The organism is Paraliomyxa miuraensis (genome assembly GCF_026337845.1).
Lineage (GTDB): Bacteria > Myxococcota_A > Polyangia > Nannocystales > Nannocystaceae > Paraliomyxa > Paraliomyxa miuraensis.
In genome coordinates this window covers 24,877-49,825 of record NZ_JAOVZF010000139.1, presented here as the reverse complement: position 1 = coordinate 49,825, position 24,949 = coordinate 24,877, and the positions used below count along the sequence as shown (strand labels likewise).

Below are 24,949 nucleotides of genomic sequence, written 5' to 3'. Positions count from 1 at the left end.
GTCCATGGCGACGAGCGTCAGCCCCCGCGGTACCACTGCATCGTGGCCCGGAGTCCGTCCTCGAAGCCGACCACCGACCGGTAACCCAGCCGCGCCTCGATCGCCTCGAGCGCGGCCAGCGAGTGCCGCACGTCGCCCGCCCGCGGCGGCTCGTACACGGGCCGCAGTTCGGTCCGCCCGGCCATCGACGCCATGGCCTCGTAGAGCGCGTTGACGGTGATCCGCCGCGCGCACCCCACGTTGAGCACCAGACCATCGAGCCGCTCCTGCGAGCGCGCCGCCAGCAGGTTGGCGTGCACCGCGTCGTCCACGTAGGCGAAGTCGCGGCTCTGCTCGCCATCGCCGTAGATCGTGGCCCGCCGCCCCTGCAAGAGTGCCGCGGCAAACGCCGCGATCACGGCCGCGTAGGCGCTGTTGGCGTTCTGGCGCGGCCCAAAGATGTTGAAGTAGCGCAGCGAGACGGTGTCGAGCGCGGGGTGACACGCCGCATAGGCGGCCAGCAATGCCTCTCCGGCGAGCTTGGTGGCCGCGTAGGGGCTGCGCGCCACGGGCGGCATGCTCTCGCGCTTGGGCACGGTCTCGTCGTCGCCGTAGGCGCTCGAGCTGGCGGAGAACATCACCCGCGCCACCCCGGCCTGCCTCGCCGCCTCGAGCACGCGCAGGGTGCCGGTGGCGTTGACCTCGTGGAAGCGCAGCGGCTCGGCCACGCTGCGCGGCACCGAGCCGAGCGCCGCGAGGTGGAACACGTAGCGACATCCCTCGATGGCACGAGCGAGCAGCGGCGCGTCGAGGATCGATCCCTCGAGGAAGTCGACCCTCAGCCCGCCGAGGTTGTCGCGGCTGCCGCCATCGAGGTTGTCGAGCACGACCACCTCGGCGCCGAGGATGTCGAGGGCCTGGGCGAGGTGCGAGCCGATGAAGCCGGCACCGCCGGTCACCAGCACCCGCTGGGCGCGAAAGCAGTCGCCGTGCAGCGCCGGCCAGTCGGTGAGCGGAGTCGTCGTCATGATGCCCTCAGATCGGCACGTAGAGCAGCTGGCGGCCGTCGACCAGGGTGGGTGCGTTGCAGCTGTACTGCAGGCCCACGACGGGATCGCGCTGAATGCCGGCCGTGGCCTGGGCCCCGCTGTCGCCGGGGTTGCCCGCATTGATGGTGTCGACGTAGCAGACCTCGATGTTACCGTTCTCGTGGAACATCGCCTGGATCCGCATCAGGTCGACCACGTCGCCGCCGAAGTTGGGCACGTCCCACTGCACCACGAAGCGCTGGCTGCCCGCGACCCCCAGCGTCTGGTAGTAGACCTCGCCGGCCGCCGCCGGGTCGAGATCGTCCCAGAACGCCGCCACGATGTGATCATCGACCACGTAGGGCGTATTGCCCGGCATGCACGAGTTGGTGAGGCCCAGGTTGGCATCGGCCCCGAAGTACACGGTGCCGTTGGACGAGATCGCGGCCTGGGTGAACGGCACCTGGTAGTGATCGAAGGAGAACCCGATCGGCACCACCATGTAGCCGTTGTTGCCCAGACCGGTGGCGATCCCGGTGCCGCTGATCTCGTCGCAGGGCAGCACGGCGGGGTCGATGGCGAAGCCGTAGTAGAACCCGTCGGAGCCGAACGGCACCCCGTCCACGTCGCAGCCGCCGACGTCGTAGTCGCAGCTCGCCGAGCATCCCAGCGCCCCGCCGCCCAGCCCCAGCGAGGCGCAGGTCTGACCGCCCAGCAGGGCCCCATCGCAGGCCTCGCCGCCATCGATGACCCCGTTGCCGCACGAGCCGCAATTGCCGGTGTCGAACGCGAGGCAGTCGACCTGGCAGCCGAGCACGCCGTTGTCGAAGCCCTGGGAGACACAGCTCTGACCGGCCAGCAGCGTGCCGTCGCAGGCCTCGGCCCCGTCGATCGAGCCGTTGCCGCAGGTGCCACAGCCACCGGTGAGGATCGCCGAGCAGGTGCCATTGCACTGCAGGTTCCCGCTGTCGAAGCCCAACCCCAGGCCCGCGCAGGTCTGGCCTCCGAACTCGGTCCCGTCGCAGATCTCGTCACCGTCGATCGTCAGGTTGCCGCAGATGCCACAGCCGCTGGTGTCGAACGCGAGGCAGTCGGCCTGGCAATCGAGCACGCCGTTGTCGAAGCCCTGGGTCAGGCAATCCTGCCCGAACAGCAGCGGGGCGTCGCAGGCCTCGCCTGCTTCGACCACGAAGTTGCCGCACACGCCACAGGCCGCCGTGTCGATCGTGCAGTCGGCCGCGCAGGTGAGCGCACCGTTGTCGAAGCCCTCCGTCATGCAGCTCAGCCCGCCGAACTCGGGGCCATCGCACTGCTCACCGCCCTCGACCACGCCGTTGCCGCACAGCTCGAGCGCACAGCCATTGGTGTCGAAGCTCGAGCAATCGGCGGCGCACGCCAGCTCACCAGCCACGAACCCCTGCGACTCGCAGGTCTCACCCGAGAGCTCGTCGCCGTCGCAGGCCTCGTCGCCCTCGATCATCCCGTCGCCACACACCACCCCGGCATCGGTGGTCGAGTCGACCGCGCTCGTCGAGCCGGTGGACGCACCGGTGGAGTCGCCCGTGCTGCCCGAGTCGGAGGACGTGGTGCCCGGCTCGGGGCCGGTCGTGGTCGAGTCCATCGAGGCACTCCCCGAAGAAGAAGACGAGCCATCGGTCTGAACCGGGATCGTCCCGTCGTCACCACACGCCGCGAGCACGCTCGCGCCTCCCAGGAGAAGCCAAATCCGCTGCATGGCCACGGACTCTAGCGGCACAGGTGGGCTCACGGCCAGAGCAAGCCCGAGCCCGGGGGCACGCACGGCCGCGGGCTCCCTGTCGGTGGCAGCTCAGCGCCGACCGGGCAGCTTGACGTGATCGGGCGAAGAGAGCTCGGGCGCGCCGCCCGAGCTCTTGCCGGCCCCCTTGCCGATCGGACCCGTATTGGCATGGACGGCCGGCTCGGGCTCGGCGCGCGTGGGGGCCTCGATGTGCTCCCCCAGCATGCGATCGGTGGCCTCCTGGAGCACCGGATTGACGGTGGCGCGGGTGCCCTCGATGAGGTCATGGGCCTCGGGCGTCTGCCCGATGCGATCGACGTGCTCGGCGAACGTACGACCTCCCAGCTTCACCGAGAAGGCAAACCACAGCGAGCCGGCCAGGAATGCCAGGCTGATCAAGAGACGCAGCAGCCGGTACACCAGGGTGAGGATCCGATCCGAAGCACGGGTCGAACAAATTTCACGCACCAAGACGGCACCGCTGGTTCAGCACGACTCGGGGGTGGCGCGCAAGAAAGTGGCCGAACCACCCCCGCGTGGCTCATGGGGCTCACTCGGGCGGCGGCTCGGACAGACGCCCCTCGGTGCCCGGGGGCAGGTCGGCGCAGCCGTCCTCGGCCGTGCAGCGTCGCACCACCGAGTCACCGATCACGCGAAAGCGATCGCCCTGGATCAGCAACGCCGTGGACTCGTCGATGCCCACGCCCACCAGGTCGGGATGCCGCTCGACCATCGTCACCAGTCGCGGCTCGCGCTCGCGCACCAGGAAGTGTTGATCGACGATCACCTCGGGGAGGATGCCCAGACCCGTGCCCTCCACGGGATCGGGGTTGCCGTGGTGGATCATCACTCGCGACATGATCGACGAGCCGGCCGAGTCGCCACCCACCGTGCCTCCCCGCTGGAGCAGCGCATGGAGCTCTCGCTCCACCGGCGTTCCCACGTAGCGATCCTCGAGCCGTCCCTGGACGCCGCCGCTGAGCCACGCACACGACGCCCGGCGCAGCGGCTCGGCCAGGTGATCGTCGGCCTCCCCGCGATCCCGCGCGTGCAACACCACCACCTCGTGGATCCCTTGTTCCAGCCACGACTTGCGCACCCGCTTGCGGTAGCTACGGTGCTCGGCCGCGTATGCCGCCGTTGGGATGAGCACCATCGTGCCATCGCCACACAGCTCGGCGAACTGGTCGAACGTGGACTTCCGCATCGGCCCCCCGCCGTGGGCGAGAACGGTCCCCTTCGGCGGCTTGGGCTTGGGCTGCGGTGCCACCGTGCGCAGCTCGAGCTGGGGTGCAGGCGCGGCCGGAGGCTCGGCCTCGGGCACCGTGAGCATCTGCGGCACGGATGTCCAGACCGGCTCCTCTTGACGCAACGGGGCCGCGGACGACGCTAGAGTAGGTTCATCGCTGGCTTCGAACGGCGTCGTGGACGTGAGCCCACAGCCCACGGCAACGACGATCCCAGCCAGCATTACAAGACGCTGGCGATCAAACATGCAAATTCAGTATAGCACGAAACATCCGACTTGTCGCGATCGTGGCGAATTCGTGCATGCACCAGCAGCGTGCGAAACTCATGGGGCACGGTGCCACATGGGGTACGGTGCCACATGGAGCAGGCTCCCATGCCCTGGAGGAACGGGTGTCACTATCCCCGTGCCGTGCCCCGTACCGTGCCCCGTAACCGTAGCAGTGCCGTGGCCGTGGCCGTCGCACGCACCATTGGCTGACCCCGAAGCAGCCCTCTTGTATGCTCGTGGACCGTGTCGCCGTCGATCCGTGCTTCCTTCGCATCTCGCTCGATCGCCTCGACGTTGGCCGTTGGCCTGTGCGCCGGTGCGCCCTCGGCCGCGGCGGCGCCGACATCCGCCCCACCGGGATCTCCGACGACGGACCCCGTCGCGGCGACTCCGATCCAGACCCCAACGCCGGCGCCGAGTCCCGTGGAGTCCGGTGCCGCACCGACTCCCGCCGCGCCGGCGCCGGCTCCGGCCCCGAGCCCCGACCCTGCCGCTCCGGTCGCGCCTGCACCCGCACCGGTCACCGCCGCGCCTGCACCCGAGAGCGCGGCTCCGGTCGCGACCACGGCACCCGTCCAGGCCGCACCACCAGCCCCCGTGCCCACCCCGGAGGATGAAGCCCGAAAAAGGGAAGGACGACTCGCCAAGGCGCTGATGATCGCCGGGTGGTCGACCTTCGGCACCGCGTACACGATCTCGGCCATGATCGGCGTGCTCTACAACGACACCACCGGAGTCAAGAACTACTACGGGTACTGGATGCTCGTCCCCCTGATCGGACCGATCGGCGCGGCGACGGAGTCCGAGTCGTCCTTTGGCAAGCTGGCCGGGGTGGGGTTCGGCCTCGCACAGATCGGCGGCTTGGCGGTGGGTGTGCTGGGTACGGTGCGGTACCGAAGATGGAAGAAGGGACCCACGCTGTCGGCTCTGCCCACACGCGGAGGCGGGCAGCTGGCGTTGCAAGTGCGGTTTTGATTGCATCGACGACCAACGAGCCTCGATGGACCCGTGAAGGGAACACCTGAAGTTCCACATCGAACCCGGGTCGTGTCGATTCGGACCTGGGCAAACGCCCTGGGATCTCGAATGCTAGTGGATGAGCCCATGGTCGAGGCCCCATGACCCCGCTCGACAAGCTTCGCACTGCGCTTGGTGCCATCGCTCCCTTCGAGGTCGTCGAGCCCTCGGTGCTGATCGACGTGCTGCTGGCAGACGCCGAGCGGCTGCATCGAAGGCTCTCCCCCAGCGCAAGGTGGCCTCGCCGGTTGGGAAGGGGTGGTTCCGCCAACGCACGCGACGAGCTCCTCACCGCCATGGCCGCCGCACGTGAGGCACACGACCAGTGGGTCGAGCTCCGGGAGCACGACGACATACGGCTCGAGCGGGTACGGGCCGCGGTTGCGCTGCGCGAGGAGATCATGATGGCATGCCTACGCAGCGTGCAGCACGAGCCCGATGCGCTCGCCATGGCCATGATGGATGAGGTCGAAGAGATCGCACGAGGCTGCGAGGTTGCCGACCTCGTCGCGGATCTCGAGCGCCTCGCCGGCCTTCTCGAGCGCCACCGGGCCGCCTTCGAGGTCACGGACGGCTTCGATGCGCGCACCCGGGCCAGGTCGGCGCGCCGCTTGGCCCACGAGCTGGCCGCCAGCCTCGCCGAGCCCACGCCCGAGACGGCCCAGGCCGAGCGAGACCGGGCGTACACCTACCTCGTGTCGCTGATCTCCGACCTCGCGGGGTGAGCCGATGGGCGGCGGCCCCGGTGCATCGTCCATCGACTACGATGCACCCATGCTCCCCTCTGCGGCTCGGCTTGCTCGCTCGGCGCTCGTGCTCGCCTTGCCCCTCGCGATCGCCTGTCGCCGCGGCGCCGAGCCCAGCGGCCCCGCGCCCGCGCCCGCCCCCCAGGCACCGCTGACCGCCGAGCCGCCCCCGCGCGTCCCCGGCCTCGCCTTCCCGCTCGAGCCGGCCTCGCCCACCGCCCTGCAGGCGGTCCCCGCGTTCCCCAACCTGCGCCTGACGCTGCCGCTCTATCTCACCCACGCACCCGGCGACCCCGCGCACCTCTACGTGGTGCTGCAAGACGGCCGCGTGCTCCGCTTTCCCAACCGCCCCGACGTCACCGAGCAGGAGGTGGAGACCTTCCTCGACATGCGCGATCGGGTCCGCCGCGAGCACACCGAAGAAGGTCTGCTGGGCCTGGCCTTCGATCCCCACTACGCCGACGACGGCGCCCTCTACGTCTACTACAGCGCCAGCCGACCGCGACGCACCCAGCTGTCGCGCTTCACCGCCAAGGCCGATGATCACGTCGACCTCGGCACCGAGCGCGAGCTGCTGCGCATCGAGCAGCCCTGGGGCAACCACAACGGCGGGTGGATCGCCTTCGGCCCCGACGACCTGCTCTACGTGGCGGTGGGCGACGGCGGAGCCGGGGGCGACCCCAAGGGCAACGGCCAGGACCTCGGGACCCTGCTCGGCACCATCCTCCGGCTGCGCGTGGGCGCGGGCATCGATGGCTACGAGATCCCCGCCGGCAACCCGTTCATCGACACCCCGGGTGCACGCCCGGAGATCTTCGCCTACGGCCTGCGCAATCCATGGCGCTGCAGCTTCGATCGACAGGTGGGCACCCTGTGGTGCGGCGACGTGGGCCAGGACGCATTCGAGGAGGTCGACATCGTCACCGCGGGCGGCAACTACGGCTGGAACCTGCGCGAGGGCAAGCACCCGTTCGAGCGCGGCCAGGCGACCACCGCGCTGCTCGATCCGATCATCGAGTACGGCCACGACGAGGGCCAGAGCATCACCGGCGGCTACGTCTATCGTGGCACCCGGCTGTCCGACTTCCGCGGCACGTACTTCTATGGCGACTACGTCATGGGCAACGTGTGGACCCTCGATCGGGAGGGCACCGAGGTTCGCGGCCACGCCCGCGTGGCCCACGTGCCGTTCCTCGCCTCGTTCGGCGAGGACGCGGCGGGCGAGCTCTATGCGGTGAGCCTCACCACCGGCATCCATCGCTTCGAGCCCAGCGACGCCGCGGTGGCCGGCCGACGCTTTCCCACGCGGCTGTCGCAGACGGGCCTGTTCACCGACACCGCCGCGCTCGTGCCCAACCCCGGGCTCATCCCCTACGACGTCACGGTGCCGCTCTGGTCCGACGGTGCCGACAAGCGCCGCTGGCTGTACGTGCCGTCGGGCGAGACCGCGACCTTCCACGCCACCGAGGCGTGGTCGTTCCCGGTGGGCACGGTGACCGTCAAGCACTTCGAGCTGCGCGCCGCCCCCGAAGCGCCCACGCGGAGGATCGAGACCCGCGTGATGATCCACGAGCGACGCGGCTGGGCCGGCTACACCTACCGCTGGAACGAGGCGCAGACCGACGCCACGCTGGTGACCACGTCGTCGGTCGACGACGTCGCGCTCCCCGGGGGCACCCACGTTCGCTGGCCCCAGCCCGCGGGCGCCGACTGCCTGCGCTGCCACACGCCCGGCTACGGCGAAGCGCTGGGCTTGCGCACGCGACAGCTCATGGGCACACCCGACGGCCGCGCCCTGGTCTCCACGCTGCTCGAGCGCGACCAGCTGCGGGACGCCCCCGACGAGCTCGGCTCGCTCGCCGCCCACCCGCGCCTCGACGACGAGGCTGCGCCCCTCGAGGCTCGCGCCCGCGCCTACCTCGATGTCAATTGTGCGGTGTGCCACCACCCGGGCGGGCCCGCCCCGGGGGGGCTCGATCTTCGCGTGGACACCCCGCTGTCCCGGACCTCGGTCCTGGCCGTCGCCCCCGAGGAGCGCCTGGGGATCGAGGGCGAGCTGCGCCTCGCCCCCGGCGAGCATGCCCACAGCAGCCTGTGGCTACGCATGGGGCTTCGAAGCGAGCGCGGCCCCGCGCGGGGGCAGATGCCCCCGCTGGCCACCCTGCGCGTGGACGAGACCGGCCGCCGGCTCGTCGCGGGCTTCATCGACCAGGTCCCCCCCTCCTGAGCACCCCCATTTTCGTACCCCCAAGTTCCGACCCGATTGTGTATCGTCCCCGCCATGCCTCACACCATGCCCCCTACGCCCTCCCGGCTCGCCCGGCTGGCGATGCTGCTCGCCCTACCCCTGATCGCGACGGCATGCCCCTCGGACGACACTCCCATCACCACCGATAGCGAAGGCGACACCACGGGGGACACGACCACCGCTGGTCCCACGACCAACAACACCCTGACGACCACGGGGCCCACCACCACCGGGCCCACCACCACCACTGCCACCGATACCTCCGTCGACTCGACGAGCACGGGGCCCGGGCCCATGTGTGGCGACGGCACCGCCGACGAGGGCGAGGACTGCGACGGCGACGACCTGGCCGGGGCGGACTGCGCCTCCCAGGGCTTCGTGGGTGGCGATCTGGCCTGCGCCGACGATTGCACGTTCGACACCTCCGGCTGCCAGGCGGCCGAGTGTGGCAACGACGCGGCCGAGGGCAAGGAGGTCTGTGACGGCACCGATCTCGCGGGGGAGGATTGCGCCTCCCAGGGCTTCGACGGCGGTGAGCTGACCTGTCTCGATGATTGCAGCGACTTCGACACCTCCGCGTGCCACACCTGTGGCGACGATGCCATCGGGGGTCCGGAGGCCTGCGACGGCGCCGACCTCGGCGGAGCGGACTGTGCCTCGCAGGGCTTCGACGGCGGCACCCTGGCCTGCGCCGGCGACTGCACCTTCGACACCTCCGGCTGCTTCGAGTGCGGCGACGGGGCCGTCAACGGCATGGAAGCGTGCGATGGCATGGACCTGGGCGGGCAGACCTGCGTGGGCCAGGGCTTCGACGGCGGCACCCTGGCCTGCGCCGCCAACTGCACCCTCGACACCTCCGGCTGCACCCTGCTGACCTGCGGCGACGGGATGATCTCCGGCATGGAGCAGTGCGACGGCGGCAACCTGGGCGGGCAGAACTGCATCTCCCAGGGCTTCATGGGCGGCGTGCTCTCGTGCAACGCGGCTTGCCAGTTCGACACCTCCGGCTGCACCGGGTGCGGCGACGGCAGCATCAACTTCTCGGAGGTCTGCGACGGCCCCGCGCTCGGTGGCGTCGACTGCAACGATGCCGGCCTGCCCGGAGGCGCCATCGCCTGCGCACCCGATTGCATGTCGTTCGACCTGACGGGCTGCAACCCGCCCGCGGGCTACGCCAACTGCCTCGACTTCGACGCCGCGGACGTCTGCCTCGCCACCGAGGGCTGCGCCGTCGACGACTTGATGAACCCGACCGTGGGATTCTGCTTCGGGACGCCCTGCGCCGCGGCTGGGGACTGCGCGCCTGCTCCGCCCACCGGAACCGCGACGGTGACCTGCGTGGACATCACGGGCGACATGATGGGCGATTGCTTCCTGGCCTGTGACATGGGCCAGAGCTGCCCCAACGGCATGACCTGCTTCGCGGGCTTCGCCTGCGCATGGCCGGCCTAGTCCCGAGCTGAACTGGGCAACTCGCTCCAGTCGGCCAGGCGGCGCGATCTCGGCAAGCCCGAGGTCGCGCCGCTTCTTCGTGCGCCCTTCTCGCGAAGACCGCGCTCCCACGCTCTCGTGCCGCCTCGGTGATCCTGCCCACCCAAGCATCTTCGCATCGAGTCCGCCCCGCCCTCGGATCCCCCCAAAGCTGCCCCAAGACCGCCCTGGAACCGCGCAGACGCGATCGCACCGCATTTTTCGATCGATTTTCCTGAGACACGCAGAGCACCTGGACGCACATCGGTCCTGAAACCGAGGCCGTCATGCTCCGCCGCTCGCTCCGCTCCGTCTCCGGCTCCTCCCTGGCTCTGCTGCTCGCCGTCCCCGGCTGCTATTCGGGACTCTCCGCGTCCCCCGAGGCCGACGGGCTCTCGGCCGGCGAGGCCGGCGACGAGGAGGGCGACGAGGAGGGCGACGAGGCCGGCGAGGATGCGGGTGACGACGCCGGCGACGACGGAGCCGGCGACGACGACGGTGGCGAGCCCGTCGCTCCGTTCCAGCCCTCCGACCCCGAGAGCTACGCCCGCAAGGTCAAGCTGCTGCTCACCGGCGAGCCCGTGAGCGAGGTCGAGCTCGACGCCATCCGCACCGACCCCGAGTCCCTCCAGGACCTCGTGCGCGGCTGGACCGAGACCGACGCCTTCCGCGTCAAGATGCTCGACTTCTTCACGGTGACCTTCCACCAGGAGCAGATCACCAAGGCCAACATCGTCAGCCAGCTCCGTGGCGACGACGCCACCGGCAACTTCAACCCGCGCAACGAGCTCTACACCAACCTCACCGAGTCGTTCGCCCGCACCGCGTGGGGCATCGTCGAGCAGGGTCGGCCCTTCACCGAGGTCGCCACCACCCGCCGCTGGATGATGACCACCGCGATGATGAGCTTCCTGGTCGCCGCCGACGACGACCCCACCAAGGGCCAGCAGCACACCTTCTATCACAACAGCCCTCCGGCCGGGATGGGCGCGGGGTCTTCGGTCGCGCAGCAGGTGGCCAACCGCGCCTGGTACGTCCCCAGCAACTGCGTCGACCCCAGCTACACCTCCAACCGGCGCTTCTTCGTGCTCCCTGCGCTGATGGGCCGCCTGCCCGCCGCCGGCTGCGACAACTTCGACGCCAACGCGGTCATGAACAACGGCGACTTCAGCGACTGGCGCGAGGTCGAGCTGGTTACCCTCGGGCCCGACGACGACAAGACCCCCTACTGGGACATCCCCGCGCTTCGCAACGCCGCCACCCTCGGCCTCGAGATCCCCCGCACCGGGTTCTTCAGCACCCCGGCGTTCCTGGCCAAGTGGCGCAGCAACGAGGACAACAGCTTCCGCGTCACCACCAACCAGGCCCTCATCGTGGCCCTGGGCCAGAGCTTCGACGACGAGGATGGCACCCTGCCGCTGGACGAGTCGGGCCTGTCGGACGACCACGCCGACCCCACCACCGTCTGCTACGGCTGCCACAAGAACCTCGACCCCATGCGGGACTTCTTCCTCAAGGAGTTCGACCCCGACTTCTACTCGGCGCTCGACGAGAAGGCCGACGTGCAGCCCTCGTTCAGCTTCTTCGGCGAGGTCTCCGAGGGCGAGGACCTCACCGACTTCGGCCAGGCCATCGCCGCCCACCCGTTCTTCGCCGGCGCCTGGGTGCAGAAGCTCTGCTTCCTGGCCAACTCGCAGGAGTGCAACCCCGACGACCCCGAGTTCGAGCGCATTCGCGAGGGCTTCATCGCCAGCGGCTACGACTTCCGCGAGCTGGTCATCGAGCTATTCTCCTCGCCGCTGGTCACCGGGGCCGCCCGCACCATGACCCACGACACCAACGAGTTCCTGGTCTCGATCAACCGCAAGGCGCACATGTGCCACACCCTCGAGACCCGGCTCTCCATGACGGGCCTGTGCAACGGCAACAACAACGTGGCCCAGGCCGCCCCCGAGGACGCCTGGTCGCGCGGCAGCGCCACTCCGTTCCAGCCCGCCACCTCCTCGCTGTTCTACGCCGCCACCATGGACGCCTTCTGTGACCGCGTGGCCAAGGCCGTCGTCGACGAGGCCGACAGCCCGCTGCAGAGCACCGACATGGAGGGCTCGCTCCGCTTCCTGGTCGAGGTGGTCATGGACCTGCCGCCCGGCGACTCGCGCCACTACATGGCCCGCACCGCCCTCGAGGATCACGTCGAGGACGCCACCCTCCTCACCCAGAACAACCGCATCGTGCTCGAGTCGGCCTTCACGCTGGCCTGCACCTCCCCGTTCTTCACCTCGGTCGGTTACTAGTCTTCAAGGGGGCCTTCGCAAGGCCCCCTCGCTGCGGGGGCGGAGCCCCCTTCGCTCACCCCAACGCTCGCCTACGGCTCGTCCCAGCCACACCGCCTTCGAATCCAGGAATCGTGAACGTCATGAACATCTCGCGACGCAACATGCTCAAGACCGCGCTGTTCGGCTCCGGGTTCGTCGGCCTGCGCTCCATGGTCACCGGGATCCCCATCGCCGCGCTCATCGGCGGTCGCATCGACGACGCCATGGCCGAGGACATCACCGAGGAGCCCCAGTCGCTGGTGCTGTTCACCTCGCAGGCGGGCGACCCCTTCAACGCCAACACCCCCGGCTGCTACGGCGTCAGCGGCGTGTACAACAACCCCGCCGCCTCGATGGCCCCCACCCAGATGATGCTGGGCGACGTGCAGACCACCGCCGCCAAGCCCTGGGCCGAGGTGCCGCAGCGCTTCCTGGATCGCACCACCTTCATCCACCACCGCACCTACTTCAACACGCACCCCGCCTACACCAAGGTGCTCACCCTGGCCGGCTCGGCCAAGTCGGCCGGGGGCAACGGTGCCGACCAGATCGGCTCGGTGCTCTCCTCCGAGCTCGCGCCGCTGGTCGACACGCTCCAGAGCGAGCCGCTGGCGCTGTCCAACGCCGAGCTGTCGTTCCAGGGCCGCGCGCTGCAGTCGCTGCGCCCCAGCATGCTGCGCCAGATGTTCGCCCCGCTCGGCGGCGTGGAGCTCGACCTGCAGCTCCTTCGCGACCAGACCCTCGACGACATGAACGTGCTGCTCAAGGAGCAGGGCACCCACGCCCAGCGCGCCTGGCTCGACCGCCACGCGCTCTCCCGCGAGCAGGTGCGAGCCATCGACGAGACCCTGCTCGAGCGCTTCGCGATGCTCGAGGACGACTCGCCGATGAACCAGGTGCGCGCCGCCGTGACGCTGATCCTCATGAAGGTCACCCCCGTCATCGCGATCCAGATCCCCTTCGGCGGCGACAACCACAAGGACGCGGGCCTGGTGAAGGAGCGCGACGAGACGATCTCCGGCGTGGCCACCTGGCAGTTCCTGCTCGAGGAGCTCGAGACCGCCGGTCTGCAGGACAAGGTCACCGTGGCCAACCTCAACGTGTTCGGCCGAACCCTGCGCAATCAGGGCGGGAGCAAGGGCCGCGACCACAACCTGAACCACCACGTGATGTCGATCTGCGGCAAGCACGTCAAGGCCGGCGTCGTGGGTGGCATCGAGCCCTCGGGCAACGACTACGGCGCGATGAGCATCGACTCGGTCACCGGCCAGGGCGTGCCGGGCGACATGGGCGACATCGTTCGCGACCTGACCCTGCAGAGCGCCGCGCACACGCTGGGCCGCGTGCTCGGGCTGCCGCAGGAGCGGCTCGACGAGCGGATCGAGGGCGGGACGCCGATCCTGTCGGCGATCGGCGGGCTGTAGCTCGCGAGCGAGCACCGGCGCGGTGCGCCATCCGCGTGGTGATCGCGGTCCGGCAGCGGTTTCTCGCACCTCCGTGCCCCCATGGTGTGAGACGCTGATCGTGGTGTCGTCTCGGGGTACCGCGTCTGCAACTCGACCGCTCGACACCCCACCCACCGTGCTCGAGGCCATCGACGACGGCGCGAGCGCGCTCGAGGTCTCCGCGGGGCTGGGACAGGGCGCCATCGTCGGGGATCGCTACGTGGTGCTCGGCAAGATCGCCGCGGGTGGCATGGGGATCGTGTACTCGGCCTACGATCCCGAGCTCGATCGCAAGGTCGCGCTCAAGGTGCTGCGCGTCCGCGAGCACGGCGACCGCGATGCCGTGCACGGTGAGCAGCTGCGACTCGTCCGCGAGTCGCGATCCATGGCCAAGCTGTCGCACCCCAACGTGGTCGCCGTGCACGACGTGGGGATCTCCGACGGCATCGTGTTCATGGCGATGGACCTCGTGGAAGGTCGAACGCTGCGCACGTGGCTCGGCGAGCGCACCCGGTCCTGGCAAGAGGTCGTCGCGGTGATGCTCGATGCGGGGGCGGGCCTGGCCGCCGCCCACCGAGCGGGGCTGGTGCATCGAGACTTCAAGCCCGGCAACGTGCTCATCTCCGACCAGGGGCGGGTGTTCGTCACCGACTTCGGGCTCGCCCGCGCCACGCACGTCGACGATCCCGACGTGGAGGACGGCAGCGCCTCGTCCAGCCAGTCCAGCGCGAGCTTCGGCATCATCGACTCGGTCACCGCCTGCGGCACCGTCCTGGGCACGCCGGGCTACATGGCCCCCGAGCAGGTCGTCGACGAGACGATCGACGCGCGCACCGATCAGTTCGCGTTCTGCGTCACGCTCCATCGTGCCCTCTACGGAGCGCTGCCCTTCGACTGCGGCAACCCGCCCCGGCATCCGGCACTGTGGCGCCGCCGGGAGCTCCGACCGGAGACCCGAGTCCCGCACTGGCTCGCTCGCGTGATCGCGCGGGGCCTCGAGCTGCGACCCGAGGATCGCCACCCGTCCATGGAGGTGTTGTTCGAACGCCTGCGTGCCGATCCTGCGCGTGCATGGAAGCGTCGCGGGGCCGCGCTGGCCGTGGCCGCGACGCTCGGGGGCAGCGCGTGGGCCTACGCGCGCGCGGTGGAGCCCCCCGACGTCTGCTCGGCCGGTGACCCCCGCGTGGACGACGTGTGGGGCGAGTCGCGACGCGAGCAGGTGCGGGCGGCGTTCACCTCCGTGGCTCGGCCGTATGCGGACGCCGCGTGGACCCACGCCGACACCGTGCTCGGCCGCTTCACGGACGAGTGGGAGGCCACGCGGAAGCAAGCCTGCGAGGCCACCCACGTGCGACACGAGCACTCGCCCGAGATGCTCGACCGCCGCATGTGGTGCCTGGAGCAGGCGCTGGACACCGGGGCCGCGATCTCGGCGCTGCTGGCCGAGGCGGACGCCGAGCTGGTGCTGCGGAGCTCGCAGACCCTGGCCGGGCTGCCAAGGCCATCGTCCTGCTACGACATCGCGCCCTCGCAATCGGGGCTGGCGCCGCCCGAGGATCCGCAGGTACGCGCCGTCGTCGCGAGACTGCGCAAGTCGCTGGCAGAAGGAACGGCGCTGGAGCTCGCGGGACGCCTGGCCGAAGGGATCGAGCGGGTCGACCAGGTGATCGACGAGGCGAGCGACATCTCGCACGACTCCACGCTGGCGGAGGCTCACCTCCTGCTCGGTCGCCTGCACTCGGGAGGTAACGACGGCAAGCAAGCCGACGCGGAGCTGCGCCTCGCGCTACGACACGCCGAGCGTGCGCGCCGCGACGATCTCCGCGTCGACATCCTGCAGTTCGGGGCCCAGAACGCGGCCAACGTGGAGGGCAACCCCGAGCGAGGCCGCCTGTGGCACGACCTGGCCGGCAGCGCGCTCGAGCGCCTCGAGGGCGATCAGGAGCAACGCCGGGCCATCGACGCGCTGGTGCATGGCGCCATGGCCCATCACGAGGGTGATACCGCCGCCGCGATGGCATTGATGAGCGAGGCGCTCGAGCTCCAGCGAGGGCGCCCGGGGACCGAGTACGTCGTGGCGGCCGGTGAGCACAACATCGGGATCATGCTGTCCGACCTGGGGCGGCATCGTGAGGCCATCGAGCGAATGGAGCACAGCATTGCTGCGATGGAGGCGGTCACCGGCCCCATGCATCCGCAGATGGGGTACATGCACATCAACGTCGCGAGCTCCCATCTCGACCTCGGCCAGCACGAGCGCGCCATCGAAGCCTACGGCCGGGCCGTCGAGGCCTTTGCGACCTCGATGGGCGATGCACACCCCACGACCAGTCACGCCCGCCAACAGCTCGCGTTCGCCATGTACCGCGGCGCTCGGCTCGAGGGGGCCGAGTCCGTGCTCGATCGCGCGGCTCGTGACCTCGAAACCGCCCTCGGTCCCGACGAGCCGATGCCCCAGATCCACTACACGCGGGGCTGGATCCAGCTGGCCGAGGGGCGCTTCGAGGATGCCCTCGAGAGCTTCTCGCGTGCGCACGCTGCCGCCCAACGAGCCACCAACCACTCGCTCACCGCCGGAGCAACAGGAGGCATGGGAGAGGCGCTCGTCGGCCTGGGCCGTCACGCCGAGGGGATCGAGCGCTTGCAAGAGGCCGTGAGCCTCAGCGAGTCCACCACTCCCGGCTCGTCGAACATGGGGTACCTCCTCTTCGGCCTGGGTACCGCTCACTTGCGCGCAGGGCAGCCGGATGCAGCCGTGCCTCTGCTCGAGCGCAGCCTCGCTCTCATGGAGCCCAAGATCGACGATGCGATCATGCTGGGTCGCGCACGCGCCAGCCTGGCCGAGGCCCTGTCGCTCGATCCCACCCGCCGTCGAGAGGCCATGGAGCTCGCGCGCATGGCACGACGCGAGCTCGACGATGCCGGAGCCCGTGCACGCCGGGACCTCGTCCATGCATTCGACTGGCTCGATTCCCATACGAATCCCAAGGCCAGTCGTGGTACGCGCGCCCCCGCGGCCAAGGCCAACGCGATGCCGGCACCCAAGGCCACGCCGGCCGCAGGTGACTGAGCGGCACGGGCTCTCGCACGGCTCGACGAACGAGCCGTGCGAGGCGGCCAAGAGGGGCGTGGGCATGGCGTTTCACGCCCCCGAGACCTGGTGGGTGATCGCGGGGCGGTCCGCGGTATGCTCGGCGCGAACATGGACGCCAAGAAGATCGAAGCGCGCCTCTACGAGTACGGCCGTGACGAGCTGGTCGCGTTGGTGAAGCAAGCCAACGAGGAGTACTGGGAGAAGAACGCAGCCACCCTGCCCGACACGCTCTACGATCGGTTGGTGGAGCGCCTGCGGCAGCTCGACCCCAAGGCGGAGATCCTCCAGCACCTCGGCGAGCAGGTACCCAAGGGACCCGTGATCGAGGCCGACGATGCGATCCGCCTGCCGCCTGCGCAGCGCTTCGGCTCGGCCGTGCGTCACGCCCGGCCGATGCTCTCGCTCGACAAGGCCTACTCGGCGCAGGAGGTCGAGAGCTGGGCGGCCAAGTTCGAGGGCGACATCCTGGTGATGCCCAAGCTCGACGGCATCGCGTGCAGCATCCGCTACGACACCAAGGGCAAGCTGGTGCTCGCGGCCACGCGCGGGTCGGGCACCGAGGGCGAGGACATCACCGCCAACATCCTGCAGATCAAGGGCGTGCCGGAGAAGCTCCCCAAGGGCAACGGCGGGCTCGAGGTGCGGGGCGAGGTCCACATGGCGCTGTCGGTGTTCGAGCGCTTCAAGGGCGAGTTCAGCAACCCCCGCAACCTGGCCGCAGGGGCCGTGCGCAACAAGGACTCGAGCAAGAGCAAGGCGTTCGGGCTCTCGTTCGGGGCCTACGATCTGGTCGACGGCGGCATGAAGAGCGAGCGGGAGAAATTCGCCACGCTGAAGGCACTGGGGCTGCCCACGGTGGACCACGAGTTCGTCGATCGCGAGGGGATCGCGGCCGCGTTCGATCGCTTCGCCCAGCGGCGGGCCACGCTCGACTACGAGATCGACGGCGTCGTGTACCGAACCGACCGGGTCGACGAGCAGGAGCGGCTGGGGAGCACCGCGCACCACCCGAGGTATGCGATCGCCTTCAAGTTCCAGGGCGACAGCGGGGAGACCACGCTGCTCGACGTGGAGTGGGGGGTGTCGCGCACGGGCACGATCACGCCGATGGCGATCCTGCAGCCGATCGAGCTCAGCGGCGCGATGGTGTCGCGGGCGGGGCTGCACAACATCACGCAGTTCCGGGCGCTGGGGCTCACCCGTGGCGCGCGGGTCGAGGTCACGCGGCGCGGCGGGGTGATCCCGCACGTGGAGCGGGTGGTGAAGGCCGGGCCGGGCAAGAAGCAGTTCGCGATCCCCGATCAGTGCCCCGCGTGCGGGAGCCCGGCCGAGATCCGGCAGAAGCGGGACGGCGAGTTCTTGCAGTGCAGCAAGCCCAGGCAGTGCATCACCGCGCGGCTGCGGGAGCTCGAGCACTTTGCCAAGGTGATCGACATCCAGGGGTTCGGGCCGAAGATCGTGGCGGCCGTGGTCGATGCGGGGCTGCTGGCGAGCCCGGCCGACTACTATCGGCTGCAGCTCTCGGATCTGGTCAAGCTCGAGCGGCTGGCCGAGAAGAGCGCGCAGAACCTGCTCGATCAGGTGCAGGCGCACCGGGAGATCCCGCTGGCGGTGTTCCTCGAGTCGCTGGGGATCGATCATCTCGGGCCGCAGAACGCGAGGCTGATCGCCGGCGAGTTCGGCAGCCTCAAGAAGATCCGCAAGCTGAAGCGAGACGACCTCATGGGGGTCAAGGGGATCAAGGATGCGATCGCGGATGCGATCGTCGACGGGCTGGCCGGGCACTCGGCGATGATCGACGAGCTGCTCAAGGAGGTGCGGGTGCCCGACGCGACCGCGGAGGAGGTGGCCGCGGCCGCTGGCGGAGGCGCGCCCGCGGACGGACCGCTGGCCGGCAAGAGCTACGTGTTCACCGGCACGCTGGAGGGGTTCGATCGCAAGACCGCCCAGCAGCGGGTGCAGGCGCTGGGCGGGACCACGCCCGATGCCGTGAACAAGACGCTCACCGTGCTGGTGATCGGGGCCGGCAAGGGGGCCAAGAGCAGCAAGCAGAAGAAGGCCGAGAAGCTCATCACCGAGGGCGCGGCAATCGAGATCATCGACGAGGCCGAGTTCGTGCAGCGGATGGAGAAGGCCGAGAAGAACAAGGGCGGTGGCAAGTGACCGACCCGTACCAGGGTGACGGCGAGGGCGGCCAAGCCGACGACCAAGCCGACGACCAAGCCGACGACAAGCTCGACAAGATCGTGCAGGCGCGCATGAAGCTGCGAGCACGCTTCGACGCGAAGATGGCGGCCACGCCCGGGGTGTCGGACGAGGCGCCGATGGGGACCGGGCCCAAGAATCGGCACGGGATGCCGCAGGTGCCGCCCGGGCAGTACACGACCAAGAAGTGGCCCGTGCTCGATCTCGGGAGCAAGCCGCGGGTGAGCAAGGATGCGTGGGCGCTCGAGGTCGACGGCGAGGTCGAGGAGCCGCTGCGGCTGTCGTGGAACGATCTGATGGCGCTGCCGCAGGTGACCGAGGAGAGCGACTTCCACTGCGTGACCACGTGGTCGAGGCTCGACATGCGATGGACGGGGGTGCGGGTGGCCGAGGTGCTCGCACGGGCTCGGCCGACCGAGGCGGCGCGAGCGCTCCTGTGCCACGGATACGATGGCTACACGACCAACGTACCGCTCGAGGAGGCGCTCAAGAGCGACGTGCTGCTCGGGTTCGCGGTGGATGGGGAGCCGCTGCCGGTGGAGCACGGCGGGCCGGTGCGGATGATTACGCCGCAGCTCTACGCGTGGAAGGGCGCGAAGTGGATCCGGAGGATCGAGGTGCTGGCGGTAGATCAGCCGGGGTTCTGGGAGCAGCGGGGGTACTCGAACTCGGCGCATCCCTGGCGCAATGATCGATACTCGTGAGCGGGGTCGAGGGAGTCGCGCGATGAGCCCTCCCGCACGCGCACGCCCGGCCGACGTGGCGCGCTTTCTCGGCAAGACCCTGTGGCACTGCCTGCGGGGTGCCATCGTGTGTCTGCTGTTCGGTCGCGTGCGCAAGGCGTGGAGCCTTCGCATGCACGCGGTGGTCGCGATGCAGCGGGCGACCTACGAGCTGCTCTCTGCCCTCGGAGCGCAGCGATTCCACCAGACGCTCGAAGCGGTGAGCCCCTTGTTCACCGATGGCACCAGGCGCGAGACCGTCGAGCTCGGCGAGCGCCGTGGCGACTGGCTCGTGCCCGAGCACGATGGTGGAACCGTGATCCTCTACTTCCACGGCGGTGGCTACATCTTCGGCTCGCTGCGCACGCACGGCCGCATGATCGGCGCCTTGGCTCGTGCCGCTGGGGCCCGGACCTTGGTGCTCGACTATCGGCTCGCGCCCGAGCATCCCGCGCCGGCCGCCATCGATGACGCCCTGGCGGCCTACCGGCACCTGTGCGCGACCGGGATTCCCTCCGAGCGCATCGTGCTCGCAGGTGACTCGGCCGGCGGCAACCTCGTGCTCGCCACGCTCGTGGCCCTGCGTGACGCGGGTGACCCAATGCCCGCAGCAGGGGTGGCCATCTCCCCGTGGGTCGACCTCGCATGTTCCGGCGAGAGCTTCGACACCAACGCGGCCTACGACTTCGTGAGCCGGGCTGCCTGCAAGGTCGCGGCCGACAGCTACCTCGGCGGGGCCGACCCGCGCAGTCCCGAGCTCTCACCGCTGTTCGCCGAGCTCCACGGCCTGCCCCCGCTGCTGGTCCAGGCCGGAGCGCTCGAGGTGCTCGTCGATCAGATCCGGGCCTTCGCCCGCCGAGCCGAGGCCGCGGGTGTGGACGTCCAGCTGTCCGTCCACGATGAGATGGTGCACGTGTGGCACATCCTCCACGGGATCATCCCCGAGGCGCGAGCGGGCATCGAGGAGATTGCGAGCTTCGTGCGGCGCAAGGTGGCGGGTTCCTGAGCAAGGGGCACGTGTCCAGCCGCTGCTAGGAGCCGTCCTCCAGGTACAGCGGCACCAGCACGCTACCCACCACCAGATAGCACCGCTCGAGCTCCCCGGGCAGAAGCGACCCTTGCACGATCAACGCCACGTCTCCGGTCAGCCCCTCGCCCGTGATCTCGAAGTACTTGCGCATCAGCCCGGCCGAGTCGGTCAGGGTCAGTCGGCGCAGCTCGACCTCGATCCCACGCGAGGCGATCCGAGTGCACAAGAGCCGGTCCCCGAACACATCGAGGCTGCACTGGTTCGGGTCGAGGATCAGCATCCCCTTCATGGCGCTGTTGATCCTCCCGTAGAGCTTGAGCGACACGCCCCGCGTGGGTAGGCCCTCCGCGATCAGCTTCACGCCCCGGTGCATGTAGAGCGACTCGATCCGCAGCGATTCCACCATGGGATCGGGGTCGAGCGAGCTGCCCTTGCGACCATGCCCGACGCACGCAGTAGCCATGGCGACCAGCGCTGCGATCGAGATCCACCTGCCCATGTGACCACGGCTTACGCATCACCGACCCGATCGCAATTCCATGCGCCACCGGCACCATCACGAGCGCCGAGTCGAGGCCCCTACCCCGCCCGCACGGGCAGCGCCGCGAGCCCTCGCAGCCCCGAGTCGTTGCTGCGCCACCGCAGCGCGCCGCGCTCGACCGCCAGCTCGAGCCGGGGAAAGCGCTCGAGCAGCCGCGTGAACGCGATGCGCCCCTCCACCCGGGACAGGTGCGCCCCGATGCAGAAGTGCGGACCCGCCCCGAACGCCACGTGCCGGTTGGGATCGCGCTCCACGTCGAGCGCGTCGGGCTCGTCGAACACCTGCCCGTCGCGGTTGGCGGCGCCGAGCAGCGGCACGAGCCTCTCGCCGCGCTCGAGCACCCTACCCCCGAGCTCGCAGCGCTCGGCCACGTATCGCGTGGCGGCGAATTGCGCCGGGCTGTCGAAGCGCAGGACCTCCTCGACCGCCGAGGGCACCAGCGAGGGCTGCTCCCGCAGTCGTTGCAGCTGCTCGGGATGCTCGAGCAACGCGAGCATCCCGTTGCCGATGAGGTTGACCGTGGTCTCGTGCCCGGCGAACAACAGCAGCAGCACCATGCTCACCAGCTCGTCGGCGGACAGGCGATCGCCTTCCTGCTCGACCGCGACCAGGTCGCTGGTGAGGTCATCGCCCGGATGCACGCGCTTGCGCTCGAGCAAGCGCGCAAAGAAGCGATGGAGCGCCCGGTAGGTGGGTAGCTGGCGAAGCAGCGCCAGCGAGCCCTGGTCGGCCATCAGCACGCCGATGAGGCGGTGGAATTCGTCTCGCTCTCGAGCCTCGACCCCGAGCAGCTCCGAGATGATGCGCAGCGGCAGCGGCAGTGCGAGCGCCGCCATCAGATCGAACGTGCCCGTCGGCTCGATCCCGTCGAGCTGCTCGGCCACGATGCCCTCGATGCGCGCTTCGAGCTGCTCGACTCGCGCCGGGGTGAACACCTTGGCCACCAGACCCCGCAGGCGCCGGTGATCGCCGTCGTCCGAGGTGACCATCGACTTGGCGAACGTCCGCACGAGCTTGGGCATCAGGTACTCGAACCACTCGGGGCGACCGGTGACGCCGCGGTGGCTGCTCTTGAAGCGCTTGGCGTCGCGCAGCACCACGCTGACGTCCTCGTGACGCGCGACCAGCCACGCCCCGCCGACCAGGGGCACCCGGCAGCGAACGAGCGTCCCGGCATCCCGCACCCGTGCGTAGAGCGGATAGGGGTCGGCCCACGCCGCGGCGAGGGTCAGTCTCACGTCGATGCCCAGGGCCCGGTCACGAATGCGCATTGAAGAGCTCGACTCCCGCCCGGCAGCGTAACCCGAGCCGCCCGGCACCTGACCGGCCGGGACCGGCGCAACCGCCCCTTGCGTCCCCGAGCGCACGCCGGCGGTTGGTCCTTGACTCAATATAACCATTTGTCTATATAACTGCGCATGCATGCACCTCTCGATGCCGTGTGCTCGGCGCTGGCGGATCCGACGAGGCGGGCGATCCTCGCGCGTCTGGCCGCGGGCGAGGCGACGGTCAACGAGCTGGTGGAGCCGTTCGAGATCTCGCAGCCGGCCATCTCGCGCCACCTGCGAGTGCTCGAGCACGCCGGGCTGATCCTCCGCCGCGTCGACGGAAACCGACGACCCTGTCGCCTCGCTCCGGACGCACTGCACGAGCTCGACGACTACCTGTCCATGCTCAAGAAGGGCATGGAGGCCAACTACGCACGACTGGATCGACTGCTCGCGAAGCGATCGCGACGATGAAGGAAGACGAAACCATGAGCAAGCTGTCTCTGACGACCGAGGGCGACACCATCGTGGTGGTGAAGCGACGCTTCGACGCTCCCCCCGAGGAGGTCTACCGCGCCCACACCGATCCCGAGCTCGTCCAGCAGTGGATGCTGGGCCCGGAGGGCTGGACGATGCCCGTGTGCATCTGCGAGGCGCGCCCGGGCGGCTCGATCCGCTACGAGTGGTCCGACGGCAAGGGCGGCGGCTTCTACCTCACGGGCGAGTTCATCGAGCTCGACCCGCCGCATCGCATCCTCCACGTCGAGCGCATGCACCTGCCCGACCCCACCCCCGACAACCGCATCGAGACGATCTTCACGGCCGATGGCTCGGGCACCGCGATGGTGATGCGCATGACCCTGCCCAACGCAGCCACCCGCCAGGCGATGCTCGCAACGGGCATGGAGCACGGCATGGAGGCCTCGTACGTGCGACTCGAGGCGCAGGTGCTCCCGGCCGGCGCGTGAGCGATTCACCCCAGTCCCCTCGCGCGTCGCACGAGCGGGAATGCCACGTGGTCGTGCTGCGTCATGGGCAGCCAATGTCTCGCCTCACCCAGGTCGGCGCGTTCGTGCTCCTGACGGCCTGCCGATCAGCGGCAGCACCATCGAGCGCGCCGAACCCCGCGGTGAGGGACCCGACCCTGCCGCCCCAGACGCCGAGCGCCGTCGAGCCGCCCGCGCCGACGGTCGAGCTCGAGCCCACCGCACCCGCCCCCACGGCCGAGCCCGACCCCGCGGCGCCCGAAATCGAGACCACGCCCATTGCCGCCCCCACCATGCTCAGCGCCGCCGCGCTGTGGCGCGAGTCCAAGTCGCGCGTGGAGATCTCCGGCATCGCCTTCGGGCTGCGGCCCACGGCCGGCGAGGCGGTGACGGTGCTCCCGCGGCATCCCACGCTGCCCGCGCTCGAGCTGTCGATCACCAAGGTGAAGACCCACGGCAACCCGCGTGACGACATCCCCCGGTGGTGGGAGCCGGTGCTCGAAGAGGTGACCGAGCCCGCCTGGGTCGACGTTCGGGCCGCCGTCGACGTGGTCGTGGTGTACCCCGCAACACCTTCGGCCACATTGCTCGATCCCACTCGGATTCTCCCCGACGATCTTCCTCCCTCCGTGCTGCCCAAGGGGGTGGAGATCGCGGTCGATGTGGACGGAGACGGACGACCCGATGCGATCGAGGCCAGCGTGTGCAGCGAGAACCCCCGACGCGCGCGATGCTTCGAAGCCACGGCATGGGAGATCCATCGTCGCGAGGGTGATGGCTGGCAGCTCGTGCACCGCTTCGAACCGGCGACCTGACGACGAACCTGACCGTCGGCGACCAGCGCGGTGAGCCGCGGGCACGGCGACCTCGTGCACCGACTCGATCGACGTTGCTCGCCTCGTCGCTCGCCGCCGTGGTCGCCAGCCTTGCACCCCCACGTTCCGCCCATAGACCGTGCCTGAGCAGCGCGTCGATCCCCTCGTGGAGGCTCGCGCCGCTCGTGGCACCACCGTGGAATCCTCAGACACCATCGAGCTCTTGCCGATCCCGGTGAGCCCTCGGCGCGCGGCTTCACAGGCGCTCACGTTCCGCGCCTGGATTGCGACGTTCGGCGGCGTCGAGGCGGCCACGCAGGCGGCCGTGAACGCGATCCTCGGCGCATCGCTCGACGATCCTCCGTCCGAGGTCCGACGCCTGTGGCTGCTCTACCAGCGCGTCTACACCCGGCAAGAGCTCGAAGGCCTCGTCACCGGCACCTTCGCCGCGCGCGGGCTGGTGCGCTAGGCAATCCCATGTCGTATCCCGATCTCGGCTGCTTCTCCGAGTGCCTGCAGTGCGAGCTGTGTCAGCAGCTCCTCGACGAGGACGACGACCTCGACCTCGACCTGCGCAACGACTACCTCGACGACTCCCACGGCACTCCCCCCTGGGCCGATCCCGACTGGGGACCCGAGCCACCCGAGCACGAGGGCGGGCTCGACGAGCTTCCCACCGGGATCCCGCTCGGCCAGGGATGGGAGCTTCGGCCCACCTGGGATCCCTACGGCCTCGAGTTCTACGGCGAGTTCTAGATGAAG

At 69.8% G+C, this 24,949-nt stretch carries 21 protein-coding genes; 15 read left to right on the top strand and 6 right to left on the bottom strand.

Going from position 1 to position 24,949, the window contains the following annotated elements; genetic code table 11:
* Positions 1–17: 17 nt before the first annotated feature.
* The 4 genes from OEB96_RS07740 to OEB96_RS07725 all read right to left on the bottom strand — a co-directional run bounded on the left by OEB96_RS07740 (position 18) and on the right by OEB96_RS07725 (position 4,099).
* Positions 18–1,007, bottom strand: a complete 990-nt coding sequence (locus tag OEB96_RS07740; RefSeq protein ID WP_266214827.1) for an NAD-dependent epimerase/dehydratase family protein — start codon at positions 1,005–1,007, stop codon at positions 18–20.
* Positions 1,008–1,014: 7 nt separating this feature from the next.
* On the bottom strand, positions 1,015–2,742 hold the full coding sequence (locus OEB96_RS07735) for a hypothetical protein (protein ID WP_266214826.1): 1,728 nt from the start codon (positions 2,740–2,742) through the stop codon (positions 1,015–1,017).
* Between the two features lie 93 nt (positions 2,743–2,835).
* The gene (locus tag OEB96_RS07730) at positions 2,836–3,237 is read right to left on the bottom strand and encodes a hypothetical protein (RefSeq protein ID WP_266214825.1); all 402 of its coding nucleotides are present in this window, start codon (positions 3,235–3,237) and stop codon (positions 2,836–2,838) included.
* A 79-nt stretch (positions 3,238–3,316) separates the two neighbouring features.
* Positions 3,317–4,099 (bottom strand): cyanophycinase, encoded by a 783-nt coding sequence (locus OEB96_RS07725; RefSeq protein WP_266214824.1) that lies wholly within the window; start codon positions 4,097–4,099, stop codon positions 3,317–3,319.
* 783 nt (positions 4,100–4,882) lie between these two features.
* Here OEB96_RS07725 and OEB96_RS07720 point away from each other — a divergent pair.
* The 10 genes from OEB96_RS07720 (at position 4,883) to OEB96_RS07675 (ending at position 20,553) form a co-directional block, all read left to right on the top strand.
* On the top strand, positions 4,883–5,260 hold the full coding sequence (locus tag OEB96_RS07720) for a hypothetical protein (protein WP_266214823.1): 378 nt from the start codon (positions 4,883–4,885) through the stop codon (positions 5,258–5,260).
* 143 nt (positions 5,261–5,403) lie between these two features.
* Positions 5,404–6,027, top strand: a complete 624-nt coding sequence (locus OEB96_RS07715) for a hypothetical protein (RefSeq protein ID WP_266214822.1) — start codon at positions 5,404–5,406, stop codon at positions 6,025–6,027.
* 49 nt (positions 6,028–6,076) lie between these two features.
* Positions 6,077–8,275 (top strand): PQQ-dependent sugar dehydrogenase, encoded by a 2,199-nt coding sequence (locus OEB96_RS07710; protein WP_266214821.1) that lies wholly within the window; start codon positions 6,077–6,079, stop codon positions 8,273–8,275.
* Positions 8,276–8,329: 54 nt separating this feature from the next.
* Entirely contained in the window at positions 8,330–9,748 is a 1,419-nt protein-coding gene (locus OEB96_RS07705) for a hypothetical protein (protein ID WP_266214820.1), read from the top strand.
* Positions 9,749–10,053: 305 nt separating this feature from the next.
* Positions 10,054–12,060: a hypothetical protein gene (locus OEB96_RS07700; RefSeq protein ID WP_266214819.1), complete on the top strand. Its 2,007-nt coding sequence runs from the start codon at positions 10,054–10,056 to the stop codon at positions 12,058–12,060.
* A 122-nt stretch (positions 12,061–12,182) separates the two neighbouring features.
* Positions 12,183–13,505, top strand: a complete 1,323-nt coding sequence (locus OEB96_RS07695) for a DUF1501 domain-containing protein (protein WP_266214818.1) — start codon at positions 12,183–12,185, stop codon at positions 13,503–13,505.
* A 103-nt stretch (positions 13,506–13,608) separates the two neighbouring features.
* Positions 13,609–16,596 carry a serine/threonine-protein kinase gene (locus OEB96_RS07690; protein ID WP_266214817.1) on the top strand — a complete coding sequence of 996 codons (2,988 nt, stop codon included), beginning with the start codon at positions 13,609–13,611 and terminating at the stop codon, positions 16,594–16,596.
* Between the two features lie 132 nt (positions 16,597–16,728).
* The gene (ligA, locus tag OEB96_RS07685; RefSeq protein WP_266214816.1) at positions 16,729–18,783 is read left to right on the top strand and encodes an NAD-dependent DNA ligase LigA; all 2,055 of its coding nucleotides are present in this window, start codon (positions 16,729–16,731) and stop codon (positions 18,781–18,783) included.
* Positions 18,780–19,529, top strand: coding sequence for a sulfite oxidase-like oxidoreductase (locus OEB96_RS07680; RefSeq protein ID WP_266214815.1), 750 nt, complete (start codon positions 18,780–18,782; stop codon positions 19,527–19,529). The genes ligA and OEB96_RS07680 overlap by 4 nt, the downstream gene beginning before the upstream one ends.
* Positions 19,530–19,551: 22 nt before the next feature.
* Complete coding sequence (locus OEB96_RS07675) at positions 19,552–20,553, top strand: alpha/beta hydrolase (RefSeq protein WP_266214814.1); 1,002 nt, start codon at positions 19,552–19,554, stop codon at positions 20,551–20,553.
* A 25-nt stretch (positions 20,554–20,578) separates the two neighbouring features.
* Here the strand turns inward: OEB96_RS07675 and OEB96_RS07670 are convergent, their stop codons facing one another.
* Both OEB96_RS07670 and OEB96_RS07665 read right to left on the bottom strand, forming a co-directional pair.
* Entirely contained in the window at positions 20,579–21,076 is a 498-nt protein-coding gene (locus OEB96_RS07670) for a hypothetical protein (protein ID WP_266214813.1), read from the bottom strand.
* An 80-nt stretch (positions 21,077–21,156) separates the two neighbouring features.
* Positions 21,157–22,389, bottom strand: a complete 1,233-nt coding sequence (locus tag OEB96_RS07665; RefSeq protein WP_266214812.1) for a cytochrome P450 family protein — start codon at positions 22,387–22,389, stop codon at positions 21,157–21,159.
* 147 nt (positions 22,390–22,536) lie between these two features.
* On the opposite strand from OEB96_RS07665, the gene OEB96_RS07660 reads away from it, so the two are divergent.
* The 5 genes from OEB96_RS07660 (at position 22,537) to OEB96_RS07640 (ending at position 24,943) form a co-directional block, all read left to right on the top strand.
* Complete coding sequence (locus tag OEB96_RS07660; protein WP_266214811.1) at positions 22,537–22,860, top strand: ArsR/SmtB family transcription factor; 324 nt, start codon at positions 22,537–22,539, stop codon at positions 22,858–22,860.
* A 14-nt stretch (positions 22,861–22,874) separates the two neighbouring features.
* Positions 22,875–23,354 (top strand): SRPBCC domain-containing protein, encoded by a 480-nt coding sequence (locus OEB96_RS07655; RefSeq protein WP_266214810.1) that lies wholly within the window; start codon positions 22,875–22,877, stop codon positions 23,352–23,354.
* A 161-nt stretch (positions 23,355–23,515) separates the two neighbouring features.
* On the top strand, positions 23,516–24,187 hold the full coding sequence (locus tag OEB96_RS07650; protein ID WP_266214809.1) for a hypothetical protein: 672 nt from the start codon (positions 23,516–23,518) through the stop codon (positions 24,185–24,187).
* Between the two features lie 196 nt (positions 24,188–24,383).
* A complete protein-coding gene (locus tag OEB96_RS07645) occupies positions 24,384–24,656 on the top strand; it encodes a hypothetical protein (RefSeq protein WP_266214807.1) in 273 nt (90 codons plus the stop codon).
* 8 nt (positions 24,657–24,664) lie between these two features.
* On the top strand, positions 24,665–24,943 hold the full coding sequence (locus OEB96_RS07640) for a hypothetical protein (RefSeq protein ID WP_266214806.1): 279 nt from the start codon (positions 24,665–24,667) through the stop codon (positions 24,941–24,943).
* Positions 24,944–24,949: the final 6 nt, after the last annotated feature.